Source organism: Pedobacter sp. 01T416_2, assembly GCF_056398925.1.
In genome coordinates, this window is the sequence record NZ_JBFTQI010000042.1 from 1 (window position 1) to 14,694 (window position 14,694).

General features: G+C 40.7%; 6 protein-coding genes and 1 pseudogene. All 7 read left to right on the top strand.

Translation table 11 applies throughout. From position 1 onward, the window contains the following. A pseudogene (locus AC1DPQ_RS03440) lies at positions 1-1,076 on the top strand (SusC/RagA family TonB-linked outer membrane protein); the annotation flags it as partial. A gap of 21 nt (positions 1,077-1,097) precedes the next feature. Then, on the top strand, positions 1,098-2,858 hold the full coding sequence (locus AC1DPQ_RS03445; RefSeq protein WP_477582872.1) for a RagB/SusD family nutrient uptake outer membrane protein: 1,761 nt from the start codon (positions 1,098-1,100) through the stop codon (positions 2,856-2,858). A gap of 27 nt (positions 2,859-2,885) precedes the next feature. Then, on the top strand, positions 2,886-3,857 hold the full coding sequence (locus AC1DPQ_RS03450) for a DUF5627 domain-containing protein (protein ID WP_477582870.1): 972 nt from the start codon (positions 2,886-2,888) through the stop codon (positions 3,855-3,857). A 28-nt stretch (positions 3,858-3,885) separates the two neighbouring features. Next, the gene (locus tag AC1DPQ_RS03455) at positions 3,886-5,571 is read left to right on the top strand and encodes an endo-1,4-beta-xylanase (protein WP_477607949.1); all 1,686 of its coding nucleotides are present in this window, start codon (positions 3,886-3,888) and stop codon (positions 5,569-5,571) included. A gap of 1,015 nt (positions 5,572-6,586) precedes the next feature. Continuing rightward, entirely contained in the window at positions 6,587-8,401 is a 1,815-nt protein-coding gene (locus AC1DPQ_RS03460; RefSeq protein ID WP_477607951.1) for a sialate O-acetylesterase, read from the top strand. Positions 8,402-8,531: 130 nt separating this feature from the next. Beyond that, complete coding sequence (locus AC1DPQ_RS03465) at positions 8,532-12,674, top strand: hybrid sensor histidine kinase/response regulator transcription factor (protein ID WP_477607953.1); 4,143 nt, start codon at positions 8,532-8,534, stop codon at positions 12,672-12,674. A 431-nt stretch (positions 12,675-13,105) separates the two neighbouring features. Then, the coding region (locus tag AC1DPQ_RS03470; protein WP_477607955.1) for a glycoside hydrolase family 43 protein at positions 13,106-14,694 on the top strand (1,589 nt) is incomplete at its 3' end.

Here is a 14,694-nt window from a genome sequence, read left to right on the forward strand (position 1 = left end):
GTTGGAATGATGGTACAGGTACACAGTCTACAGATTCGCGCCGTGGATCCAACATGGATTTAACTTTTGCTAAAAGGAAAGAAATCAGTATCGGGATAAAAGGCGGAATGTTCAAAAATCAGTTTAATTTCGGAGCAAATGTTTTTAGAAATAACATCACTGGGATTATCGGTCAGATTAATGTTCTTTATCCAAACTATTTCACTACCGGATTTCCGAGTTCTTCTTTTGTTCCTTACAGCAATTACAATAGTGATCAGCGTACCGGTTTAGATTTTTACTTAAATTTTAATAAACGCATAGGAGTGATTGACTGGACTTTTGGAGCATCAGGAACATATTATACCACCAAAGCAACTAAACGTGCCGATCTGTTAACTTACGAAAACAGCTATCAATACCGCGCTGGCAAACCACTCGATGCGATCTGGGGATTAAAAAGCAATGGTTTTTACATGGATGCCAGTGAAGTGGCAGCGGCCGATGGAATTAGTAGTGCAAAACCAGCATTTGGATCAGCATTGGCTCCTGGCGATATCAAATATATTGACCAGAACGGTGACAAAATCATTGACGATAAGGATCAGGTATATCTTGGTCGCGGTGGATGGTTCGGTGCTCCGTTTACAGCAGGATTGAACGTAACTGCCAAATGGAAAAATTTTACCCTATTTGTTTTGGGTACAGGTAGATTGGGTGGAAGTGCCATGAAAAGCGATAACTATTTTTGGGTTAACGGAAGCGATAAGTATTCGGCAGTGGTGCGCGACAGATGGACGCCTCAAACAAAAAATACGGCAACCTTTCCGCGACTTACCACTTTAAATGGCGACAATAATTTCAGAGCATCTGATTTCTGGTTGTACAATACAGATCGTTTTGATTTATCTAAAGTTCAGATCTCCTACACAGTTTCCGATAAATTGTTCAAAAGTAAAGTGTTGAAAGAACTGKGGCTGTATGTGGCAGGATTTAATCTTTTAACCATAGCGAAGGAAAGAGAAATACTTGAGCTGAATTTAGGGGGTGCCCCACAAACAAGGTTATATAACCTGGGCGTAAAGGCAATGTTTTAATTGAATATTAGATTAGAAAAGATGAACAGAATATTAATACGATTTATAGTTGTCGTTGTGATGCTCTCGGGCTGTAAAAAGTTTACCGACCCCGCTCCACAAAATAATGGAGATTTTGAGAACATCTATACCGAACCCGCACTTGCCCATGGGTTATTGTTAAATGGTTACACAAGGCTTCCATCAAATGGCTGGTCGTTTAACGATGTAGCTACCGATGATGCAGTAAGTAATGATATCAATAATAATTTTAGGAAAATTGCCACCGGGCAATGGTCCGCTGCATTTAATCCATTAGATCAATGGACCAATGCAAGAGCAGGTATACAGTATATCAACTTATTTTTGGCAGAGACGGACAAGGTGCTTTGGGATTCTAAAGACCCGGTGTTGAGCAGGATGTTTAACGACAGGCAAAAAGGTGAAGCATATGCTTTGAGAGCCTACTTAATGTCGTATATGCTACAGGCGCATGCCGGAAAAGTAGGGGGTAATTTATATGGTTTCCCTATTGTACTCGAACCCGAAACACCAGCTTCTAACTTTAACCAGCCAAGGGCCACATTTGATGCCTGTATTAAACAGATTTATGGTGATTTGGATAAGGCAGAACAATTGCTTCCTTTAGATTATGCTGATATCAATAGCACCAGCCAGATCCCGACAAAATATGCAGGAATTAATGTAGAGACCTATAACCGCGTTTTTGGTAAGTTTTTTAATCAGCGCATGACAGGTCGTATTTCTAAAGCCATTCGTGCCCGCGTAGCACTAATTGGCGCAAGTCCGGCTTTCAGCACAGGTAATTCTACCACATGGGCAGACGCCGCCACCTACGCAGCACAGGTACTTACACTTAATAACTGGTTAGCCAACTTAGATCCTAATGGTGTTACCTGGTATGATAACAAAGCAGAAATTGATGCATTGGCTTCTGGCGCTAGTCCCCGAGAAGTGCTTTGGCGTACAAATGTTGGATCAAATAGTGATTTAGAAGCTGCTAACTATCCACCAACCCTGTCTGGACAGGGCCGCATAAACCCAACTCAAAATCTGGTTAATGCTTTCCCGATGCAAAACGGTTATCCAATTACCAACACGCCACAGAGCGGATATAATCCTGCCGCCCCATTTACAGGTAGAGATCCGCGTTTAGCAAAATTTATAGTGTACAACGGAAATACGATCGGGCCGACAAACAAAGTAATCAATACCACAACAGATGTGGCAACGAATGATGACGGACTGAATAGAAAAGAAGTTTCTACAAGAACTGGTTACTACATGAAAAAACTGTTAAGGCAGGATGTTAGTCGTACACCAACCGTAAATAATCAGAAACACTATAGGCCACATATCCGCTATACCGAAATATTCCTGATCTATGCAGAGGCAGCGAATGAGGCATGGGGGCCTACAGCAAATGGCGGCAATCCCTATTCTGCTTATGATATCATTAAAGCTATTCGTGCGAGGGCCGGTGTAGGAACTGCAAATGGTGATGCTTACCTCGAATCGATTAAAACAGATAAAGATGCCATGAGAACATTGATTAGGAATGAGCGTAGGTTAGAATTGGCTTTTGAAGGATTTCGTTTCTGGGATCTTCGTAGATGGAACGCAGCATTAACTGAACCGGTAAAAGGCGTGAGTATTTCGCAAGGCACTTATCAGGAAATCAATGTAGAAGCAAGAAGCTATCAGGAGTATATGAGATTTGGACCAATTCCTTACAGCGAAACGCTAAAGTATAATGCTTTGCAACAAAACACGGGATGGTAATATTCATTCACTATAACAAATAACATCATGAAAAATAAAGTATATATTTTACTTGCGCTCGTCTTAACACTTGGCGCTTGCAAAAACGAAGAATGGGCATTTCCAGATAATGATATGCAAACCGTTTATTTTGCCTATCAAGGGCCGATTCGGACCATCACCATGGGCGAAGATATTTTTGATACTTCACTTGATAACCAACATAGATTTCAGATTATGGGTACGGTTGGTGGAGTTTACTCAAATAAGGAAGATATTAGCATTGGCATCAGTGTGGATAACGCGCTAACTCAGGGATTATCTTTTCCATCGCCCTACAGCGGTATCGTAAGGCCCATGCCGGCTAATTATTATACACTTGCAGCTAACAAAATTGTCATCCCAAAAGGAAGTTTAGTAGGTGGAGTAGATGTACAGTTAACCGATGCTTTTTTCGCAGACCCATTGGCTATCAATACCACTTATGTGATCCCTTTAACGATGACCAGTGTTGATCAGAACAAAATGATCTTGCCCGAAAAAAAATACACCTTGTATGCCGTAAAGTATATCAATACATGGCAGGGTTTTTACCTCCGCAGAGGAAAGGATGTGATTGTGGGTAAAGGCGGTAACACCGCGCTCAATCAAACTGTAGTCCGCCATATGAAATATGTGGAGAATGATGAAATCAACAAGTTAAACACACATTCGCTAACCCAGGCCGAGTTTCCTGTTACATTTAAAGTAACAGGCGGAACCAGTATCAGCCGAACCTTATTGTTAACTTTTGATAATACGGGCAACTGTGCAATTGCAGCTGGTGATGCTAGCTTTACAGCGAGTGGCACCGGGAAATTTGTTAAACGGGGAGAGAAAAACAGCTGGGGCAGCCAGGATCGCGATGCCCTTTATCTGAACTATCAGATCGATCTGAATGATAGAACAGTGAATAGCGTAGATACCCTGGTAATGCGTGACCGTGGCGTGAAAGCAGAAACATTTACGCCGATCAAATAATTAAATATTTAATCAAAAAATTGAGAAAATGAAACGATTATACAAAATAGCATTTGGTCTGGCGGGGGCAATATTGCTTGCTTCCTGCCACAAATACGAGGCACTCGATTTTCAGGTGGCTAAACCCACAAGCTTCTCGGCCCAAGAGCAGATCGATGCCTATCAGCCATTAAAAACCTATATTGATAGAACGGCAAATCCTAAATTTAAATTTGGTGCTGGAGCCAGTCTGCAACCTTATCTCTTCAAAGGCGTAATTTACAGACTCATTAACAGCAATTTTGATGAAATTACACTAGGTTACGAAATGAAACATGGAGCCGTTGTACAGGCTGACGGAAGTTTGGCCTTAACCAATGTGAAAAACCTGTTGGAGACAGCGTCTAAAGCTGGTATTACAGTTTTTGGACATACACTGGCCTGGCATGCCAATCAAAATGCTACTTACCTAAAAGGACTGATAGCCCCCGTGGTTATTCCTTCAAGCGGTGGCCCTACGTGGGACCTGGTAATTGGTGCCGATTTTGAAACAGACAACGCCTCAGTTTATCAATCCAATACCAATGCAGTTGCCTCATTTACTGCAGCTGGCGAAGGCTTTAACGGTACAGGACGGGCTTTGAAAATTAGTAACTCGGCAGTGCGGGCCAACGATTATGATGCGCAGTTATTTCTTAAATTTCCGGCGGTAGCAGTAGGAGAGAAATATGAGCTTAAAATGAATGTGCGCTCTGATGTAGCGGCATCTTACCCTACACAGGCACATACTACACCCGGCGCGTACAAATTTTATGATTTTTTTGGCGCAATTTCTTCAACACCAACCTGGACAACCTATACGAAAGAAATTACCGTTACTACAGACATTGCAACAAGCGGTGCTTTGGCTTTTAACCTAGGTAAAACAGCAACAAATTTTTATTTCGATAATATCACGCTTAAAAAATACAATCCGCTTGGCGGCACTACAATTGTAGAAAAAACTGCCGAGCAGAAAAAAACCATTTTAACCACGGCATTAGATACCTGGATTAAAGGTATAGTTACCGCTTCAAAAGATTATGTTAAAGCTTGGGATGTGGTAAACGAACCAATGGATGATGCAAAACCAGCTGAACTTAAAACTGCTGCGGGTAGAACGTCCATTGCGGCTGATGAATTCTTTTGGCAAGATTACCTGGGTAAGGATTATGCGCTAAAGGCATTTCAATTGGCCAGGCAGTATGGTAATGCGACTGATATTCATTTTATTAATGATTATAACCTCGAATATAGCATCGATAAATGCAAAGGATTAATTGAATACGTAAAGTATTTGGAAGGCAAAGGCGCAAAAATAGATGGTATTGGTACACAAATGCACATTGTAGCTACTTCTGATAAAGCCAAGATTGAAGAAATGTTCAAATTATTGGCCGCAACTGGTAAACTTATCAAAATATCAGAATTGGATATGGGTTTTGCAGGAAATATAAAAACTGCACAGGCAACACCCGAGCAATATGCAGCTCAATCTGAGATGTACAAATATGTAATCAAGAAATACTTTGAGCTTATTCCGGCCACTCAGCGATATGGAATTACCATATGGGCACCTCAGGATAGTCCAGCTACTTCGAGCTGGAGAGCAGGGGAGCCAATTGGCTTGTGGACAGAAGGTTTTGTTCGAAAACCTGCCTATATTGGCACAGCCGAAGGCTTGAAGAATAAATAAATTTACTACTCGCTTAAAGCCAGGAACGACGTTAACCGTTTTCCTGGCTTTTTTTATTGGAAATTACCAATGATTTGACTAAGATCTAATTGCAGTTTATACCGCCTCTTCCATACGCATAATTTACCATTTCATTTTCTCGGGCTCTTTTTTTCAGCCTGATTCTATCGTGTGGACACATCTTTCTTAGCTTGTATTTGTTTCTAGCACATATTCTAAAGGGGATCGTCATGCTGTCCCGAATGTTCGGGATCAGCATCTTTCCTGCTATTAGCAGAATAAGATTACATATAAAAAATAGTTTGGAAATAAAATTTGTTGTTTTCCGCTCTTTGCCGCGGCGGGGGCATGGTACTTTGGAGCGCCAAAGTACCCAAAGCGCTTTGTCAATCCGGCAATGTGGCTCCTCACCACCCACGCTCATCAAAAAAACAGCAGCACTTTGTTTTGTGTTCAATTCTCGTGAAAGCTTCGACTCAGCACTTATGAACACAAAACCACTGCGTTTAAGGTTTGGTAGTACTATTTGTTCTATTCTGCAACTGTTTTTTTGATTTTCCTGCCACTTGGGATTGACTGAGTTCTTCGGTAAAACCTGTACTTTTTTAAAGTTGGTTAGCAAAATGCATATAAACCCAAATCAAAAGATGCGTCCACACGATAAAGCCTGATTATAACAAATTTAATATAGTTATGCAACCGATTGTTTTTTTCGAAAGTAAATGATATATTCGGGTAGAAATTACTCAGGCATGGAGCTTTATATGAGCATAATTTTTTTAAAAAGAAATAACCAAATATTAACGCTTTAAACGATGTATTTCTGTGATGAAACTGGGGGAAGGATGGTAAGCGTCTACATTTCCCCGAAAATTATCTATTGCCATATTTTCCAGACTTTCTAAGCATGACCGTAAAATCTTATCTTCCGCTTTGCGCTTTGCTCGTTACAGTTTTGTTCACAAACCTAAAGACAAAAGCTGAGGTAAAACTTCCACAGCTAATCAGTAATCGAATGGTGCTACAACGAAATACAGATTTAAAGATCTGGGGTTGGGCCAATGCAAATGAGAAAGTTAAACTTTCTTTTAGCAATAGAAAGTTTGAGACAATTACAGGCAGCGATGGGAAGTGGTTGATTATGCTTCCCAAAATGAAAGCTGGAGGCCCGTATACCATGACTATTGAAGGACAGAATTTGATTACATTAACCGATATTTTAATTGGAGACGTATATTTTTGTGCCGGCCAATCTAACATGGTGTTAGCAATGGAAAGACTGAAAGAAAATTATCCAAACGAAGTTAAGAACGACAATTTTCCCCAGATCAGAAATTTCTTTGTACCCACAAAAGCTGATGTATCCAAAGAATCACTGGATCTGCCAAAAGGGGAGTGGAAGTTGGCATCAGGTAAAGAATTGCTTGAGTTTGGAGGAGTTACTTACTTCTTCGCAAAAAAACTCTATCAAAAATACAAAATTCCCATTGGGATCATTAATTCCAGTGTTGGCGGAACACCAATAGAGGCCTGGATGAGCATGGATGCATTTAAGGATTTTCCTGCAGCTGAAGCCCAGATCAAAAACTTTCGGGATACTACCTATATGAACAGCCTAAAAAGACAGGGGCTACCAATACCAGTTAAAACCTTGCAATCATCTTATGTGCCAAAAATATGGCATAAGTTCTGGATGCCAGGTTATTGGGCAGATCAGGGCGTGAGAAACCTGAATGGCATCCTGTACTTTAAAAAGGAAATTGATGTTCCTGCGGGGATGACAGGCGTGCAGGCAAAACTTTTTATGGGGCGTATTATCGATGCAGATTCCACTTTCGTAAATGGCGTTTTTGTAGGCAATATCACTTATCAGTATCCTCCAAGAAGATACAATGTGCCAGCCAACCTGTTAAAACCAGGTAAAAACACCATTTTAGTAAAAGTTACAAATACAACGGGCAAAGGTGGCTTTGTGCCTGACAAAAATTATTCGTTACAGGCCAACGGACAAGCAATTGACTTAAGGGGCGAATGGGATTACCAGGTGGACCAAGTATTTCCTAAACCAAGCTATTCCCAGCCAGGGCAACAAATTATCCAACCAATTGTGGCGCAAAGTTCTCCTACGGGACTTTACAATACCATGGTTGCACCTGCAATCAATTATAGTATAAGTGGCTTTTTATGGTACCAAGGTGAAACAAATGCAGGCAAGCCAAGAGAATATGCCAAACTGCTACCTGCACTAATTAACGATTGGAGAAATAAATGGGGCTTAGGCAATCTTCCATTTTTATTTGCACAACTACCCAATTATATGGAGGTTGATTATGTTCCCGTTGAGAGCGACTGGGCACAATTGCGGCAGAGCCAGCTCCAAACCTTAAAAGTACCAAATACAGGAATGTCTGTTGGGCTCGGTGCCGGCGAATGGAATGATATTCATCCCCTGAACAAAAAAACAATTGGCGAGCGTTTGGCTTTATGGGCCGAAAAGCTGATTTATGGTGAAAAAAACATCGTTTACTCAGGTCCAATCTACAGATCAGCAACAGTGCAAGGCAATAAGGTGATTTTGAATTTTGATTATGTGGGAAGTGGACTAACTGCAAAAGGTGAGCCCGAACTTTATCATTTTGCCATTGCAGGTGCCGATAAAAAATATGTTTGGGCCAAGGCTAAAATTGAAGGCAACACCGTAATTGTTTGGAACGATAGCATTTCCAATCCTGTTGCTGTTCGATACGCCTGGGCGGATAATCCCGACGGTGCAAATTTGTATAATGCAGAAGGCTTGCCGGCATCTCCGTTCGAGGCTGAAATAAAATAGTTTAAATTAGGGGTGTTAACTATATTTACGCACAAAGCAAATATAAATCCAAAGTGTACCAAAGGCGAGCCAAGCAAGCCCTGCACTAGTACAATCACAATCCAGATCGCTAAAGCGTGAATCTATTGTTATGATGTTAAAACGAGTATCAGGTATAAGCGCAATGTCACTTCTAGGGATATTGTTATTGACGTACACTATTGTAAAGGGGCAAAATAACCCCAATTTCATTACCCTTAATACTAAAAATGGTCTTTCTTCTAATACTGTAAATACAATCCTGCAAGATCATAATGGCCTTGTATGGTTTGGTACCAGCGATGGGCTGAATAAGTTTGATGGTACCAATTTTACCGTTTATACCACTAAAAGTGGCGATAGTACGAGCATTCCGTCTAACAATATCTCGGCACTTTTAGAAGACCGGAATGGAAGACTTTGGGTGGGTACAAACGGAGGGGGCTTGGCTTACTATGACGCTAAGAAAAATACATTTAAATCATTTGTAGGTGAAGGTATCCCGAATCGTAACGTCCCCTTTAATGTATTAACACTCTATGAAGATAGAACCGGAAATATTTGGGTAGGTACTTTTGGAGGCTATCGGGTGATCAATACCAAAACTTTTAAGGTAAAAAATGTAGGTATCGGTGCATTGATGGGCAACGGTTCCAGTGTGCTTTCTTTTCTTCAAGGTAGTGGCAATAAGATATGGATCGGCACCAATTTAGGGCTTTTGGCACTTAATTTAACCAATGGTGCCACCGAAAAGTTTATCCATCATCCCAATGACCCTTCGGGCCTTACTAATAATTTCATTAAAACTATTGTGAAGGATGAAAAGGGGCGGATATTTTTTGGTACCTACAATGGTCTCAATATGTTGTTGGATGATGAAAAGCATTTCAAATCCTTTTTGCAATCGGGTGATAAGTTGTTTTCAAACGACATTATTTATTCTGCCAGATTGGAAAAAGGAGGCAAATTGTGGTTAGGAACCGAAGATGGGGTAACTATTTTCGATACCGCCACCGAGGTTTTCTCAAACATTCGTCCCAACAAACGTGAAACCTTTGGCCTTAGCAATAAGTCGGTTAGAAGCATTTGTATGGCTAATAATGGCATTATTTGGCTAGGTACCTACCAGGGCGGCGTTAATAAGTTCGATCCAAATTTAGCACTGTTTAACCTAAAGCGTAGCAGCCCATTTGATCCAAAAGGACTTTCCTCGCCCATTGTCACTTCTTTTGCCGAATTCTCAAAACAAAAAATCTTTGTGGGCACGGATGGCGGAGGACTACATTTTTTCGATCGGGACAAAGGTGTGTTCGAGCATATCGACATGAAAAGCAAAATTGATTTTTCCCGAAATCCATTGGCCATCCTTACGCTAATGCTCGATTCCAGGGGTGTGCTTTGGGTGGGAACGTATCAGCATGGTTTGTTTGCCTATAATCCCAAAACCAAAACTTACAAACAATTCCTGGCCGGACCATCGGCAACTGATCTTAGCCAAAACGAAATTTTCGCTATCAAAGAAGATAGCAAGGGTTTGATATGGATTGGTACAAACGGAACTGGAGTGAATGTATTTGATTATAAGACGAATTCATTTACCCGGTACGGCACTCAATCCTCGCCACCTATGGTGCTCCCTAGCAATGGTTTTATACGTGCAATTGTTGAAGATCCTTATGGAAATATGTGGATATCATCCAGCGGAACGGGAATAGCCGTATTTCAACGCAACAACGGTGAATTTAAAGTGTACCGAAAAGCAAATAGTGGGCTTTCTAATGATGTGGTATTGAGTTTGTTATGTGATAGTAGAGGGAATATTTGGGCCGGAACTGATGGTGCCGGGCTCGATCTTTTCAATCGCCGTACCGGAAAATTTACCAATTTTAACGAAACAAACGGATTGCCAAATGCTATTGTTTACAAAATATTGGAAGGCAGAGACGGTCTGATTTGGTTCAGTACCGATAATGGCATCAGTTGTCTTGATCCAGAAACAAAAAAAATAAAAAACTTTGGGCGTCCCAATGGGGTGCAAGACAGTCCTTTTATATTGGGTTCGGGAATCAGCACTTCAGATGGCGAGCTTTATTTTGGCGGGCAAGACGGTTTCAACTATTTTAATCCGCTTGAATTGCCCTCCAATAATGTGGTTCCAAATGTGTTGCTTACCGAACTAAAGGTCGCCAATACTGTTGTACTTCCTGGTGAAAAATCACCTATTCAAGAGCAAATTGGCTTCGCGAAAAAAATTAAACTGAGCTATGGGCAAAATTTCTCAATTAGTTATGTAGCGTTAAATTATACAGCGCCGCAACAAAACCACTATTCCTATCGCCTTGTTGGTTTAGATGAGGGTTGGAATGAAGTTGGTAAGGAGAAAACAGCATATTATACGAACTTGGATCCCGGAGATTACATTTTTCAGGTAAGAGCAAGTAATAACGACGGCGTTTGGAGTGATAAAATCACTTCAATTTCTGTTCATATACAACCGCCCTTCTGGAGAACTATTTATGCTTATATTTTTTATGCAGTCTTAATTGGTACAATCCTGTTTGCCATTAGGCGACGGGGAATTCAGCGCATCAAACAGCAGCTTGCCATTGAACAAGCCCAGATCAATGCTGAACAAAGGATCCTACAGCAGCGAAAGGACGCAGAACGTGCCCATGCATTGGATATACAAAAGATCAAATTCCTCACCAATTTAAGCCACGAGTTTAGAACACCGATTTCATTGATTTTGGCACCCGTTGATAAGTTGCTTGCCGTTAAACAGGAATCTGCTGTAGCCGGTCAGGTAAAGATGATCCGTAGAAATGCACGGAGGCTGTTAAATCTGGTCAACCAACTGCTCGATTTTAGAAAAATGGAAGAACAGGAACTAAAGTTGAACCTGAACGAGGCCGATCTCATTACTTTTATCAGTGAAGCTGCAGAAGCATTCCAGGATCTTTCCGAGCGCAAGAAAATTTCTCTTCGTATTAACAGCGATATTAAAAACCTGAGAACGCATTTTGATCAGGATAAAATGGAAAGAATTGTATTTAACCTGCTTTCTAATGCATTTAAATTTACAAAAGAAGGTGGGGAAGTATCTCTTAATATGTTCATAAGAGCCGCTGCCGATCAGACTAAGCCTGTATTTTGTATTGAGGTTTCAGATACCGGGATAGGCATTGCACATCAAAGTAAAGACAGGGTGTTCGATCGTTTTTTTATGGATAACAATGTGAGTTCTATCTTAAATCAAGGCAGTGGAATCGGGTTGTCGATTGTAAAAGAGTTTGTAGAACTGCACGGTGGGCAGATTACCGTAGAAAGTGAACTTGGAAAGGGAACAGCATTTTTGGTTTCGATTCCAGTTGAGATAATGGATGAAGAAAATGATCAAGAGGTTGATGATACAGCCTATAGTTTTACGAACGAAGAACTGGATGAATCCGTTACTGAGCCAGCAACTAACGAGGTCAAGATGCCCACAATCCTTTTGGTTGAAGACAATGAGGAATTCAGATTTTACTTAAAAGATAGTCTGCAGCCATTTTATCATATTATAGAGGCGTCAAATGGTAAAGAAGGTTGGCAGAAAACACTTTCCGGACACCCGCAATTAGTTGTTACCGATATCAGCATGCCAGAAATGAATGGCATTGAGCTAAGCCAGAAAATAAAGGCAGACAAAAGAACAAGTCATATCCCAGTTATCCTGTTGACCGCAATCAGTGGAGAAGAGGACCAGATTAAAGGCCTGAAATCCGGTGCCAACGACTACCTTACCAAGCCTTTTAATTTTGATATTCTTCATGCAAAAATAGACAACCTATTGTTGTTTAATCGCTCGGTAAAAAATGCGTATTCTAAACAGGTGCAGGTACAGGCTAAAGAAATTGAAATTGAGTCTAGCGAAGTTAAGTTGTTGAATAAAATCGTCCAGTATATTGATGAAAAACTTAACAATCCAGAACTCTCAGTAGAGGAACTAAGCAGGCATGTGGGCATGAGCAGAGGTTCTCTTTACCACAAACTGCTCGAAATTACCGGCCTGACACCAATCGAATACATTAGATCTGTAAAACTGGAAAGGGCAGTAGAATTACTGGAGAAAAGTGATTACAATGTTGCACAGATCGCATACATGACTGGTTTTGGTACACCAAGCTATTTTTCGAAGCTTTTTAAAGCGCAGTTTAATATGCTTCCCTCCGAATATATCAATGTAAAACGAAAAGATAAACGCGTGAAGCTTTAAAATCCATCTAATAGCTTGTTTAAATTTTAATAAAAATAATTGCGATGTCAGTCTGTCCAAAGGACTCCTATGGAGAGCCTGTCGAAGACCCCTATTTTTAATACAAAGAAAGTACTTCAACAAGCTGTCATTTACAGATCCCAATAGAAAGGTCGTCATTGCGAGGAGGAACGACGAAGCAATCTTACAACTATTGCTATTTGCGAGTGCATTAAGATTATTCATTTTTCAGTTGTTTTTAAAGGTGTTCATGAGCTCACTTTCGTTCGGTTATCTTCGTGCCTCGCAATGACGATACATTGTGAGCTATAAAATCCCCTGTCACCCATATCGATTTTTTTAAAACAAACATCTGGAGCTTTCTTTTGAACAAATGGCTCATGCCAGTAAGGAAGTAGATGTTAGTTTTGAGCATAACCAACGTGCATTTTATGAAAAAAATTCTTCTATTGATTGCCCTTCTTTATACTGGCTATTCGTACGGACAAATTAAATTTACAAACCCGATTATGGCAGGGTTTTATCCTGATCCCAGTGTAACCAAAGTGGGAAGCGATTATTACCTTGTTAATTCAACCTTCGCCTACTTTCCAGGTGTTCCCGTGTTCCATAGCAAGGATTTAAAAAATTGGAAGCAGATCGGCAATGTGATCGATCGCCCGTCACAAATGACTTTTTTCGGTGATCGTACCTCTAGAGGGCTTTTTGCACCTTCAATCAATTACTATAAAGGGACATTTTATATGACCTGTACCAATATCGATAAGCGTGGAAATTTTGTAATGACGTCAAAAAAACCTGAAGGACCATGGAGTGATCCAGTTTGGTTACCGCAAGTGAGAGGGATTGACCCGTCACTGTTTTTTGATCAGGACAAAGCCTATATCGTTTATAACAGCGATGCGCCAGATAATAAACCCCTATATCCTGGGCACCGAACCATCCGTACTTTTCAGTTTGATCCAGTCGGTTTAAAAGTAGTGGGTGAAGAAGTTCAGTTGGTAAATGGTGGGGTAGACATCAGCAAAAAACCGGTCTGGATTGAAGGACCGCACATTTTTAAACGTGGCGATTGGTATTATCTCTGTGCTGCCGAAGGAGGTACTTCCGTTAATCACTCACAGGTAATTTTAAGAAGTAAGCAAGCCACCGGACCTTATGTTCCTTATGAGAAAAACCCGATATTGACGCAGCGCGATTTAGATCCAAACCGTAAAGACCCGATTACTTCTACTGGTCATGCAGAATTAGTTGATGGTCCAGATGGGAAAACTTATGCCATTTTCCTGGCTGTAAGGCCTTATGAAGGCAATCATTATAATACCGGGAGGGAAACATTTATCGCGCCGGTTAAATGGGTAGATGGCTGGCCAATCATCAATCCAGACCAAAAAGAAGTTCAATATAGTTATACTGCTGATTTTAAGGAAATAAAACAGATTGCCCCGCCACAAAGTGGAAACTTTGCCTACAGAACTACCTTTGATAAAAAACTTGATCAATCGTTATTGTTTCTAAGAACCAATGATACCAGCTGGTATAGGTTAGATAAAGAAAATGGCTTAACAATGAAGTTACTGCCAGAAACGTGTATGGGGTTAGGAAATCCTGCATTTATCGGTAAAAGACAGCAGCATTTAACCGGTAGCGCTTCAACTCAGATGACCTTTACGGCGTCGCAGCCAAATGAAAAAGCAGGGATGCTTATCTTTCAAGGTGAATATAATTTTTACTACATCTGCAAATCGATAAAAGATGGGAAGCAGGTCGTTCAGCTTTACAAAGGGAACCGAGCAACTAAGGGGATGGACTTGATTATTGAAACTCCGGTAAAAGCTAAAACCCTGCAGTTTAAAATAGAAGCTGATCGAGGGCTTTACAATTTTCTTTACGCTGAAAGCCCGGGCAAATGGAAAATACTGATGGATAAAGTGGATGGGAAGTTTTTGAGTACTGAAACCGCAGGAGGTTTTGTAGGCTCACTTTATGCGCTTTATGGTACTTCATCCGGAGAAAGCAC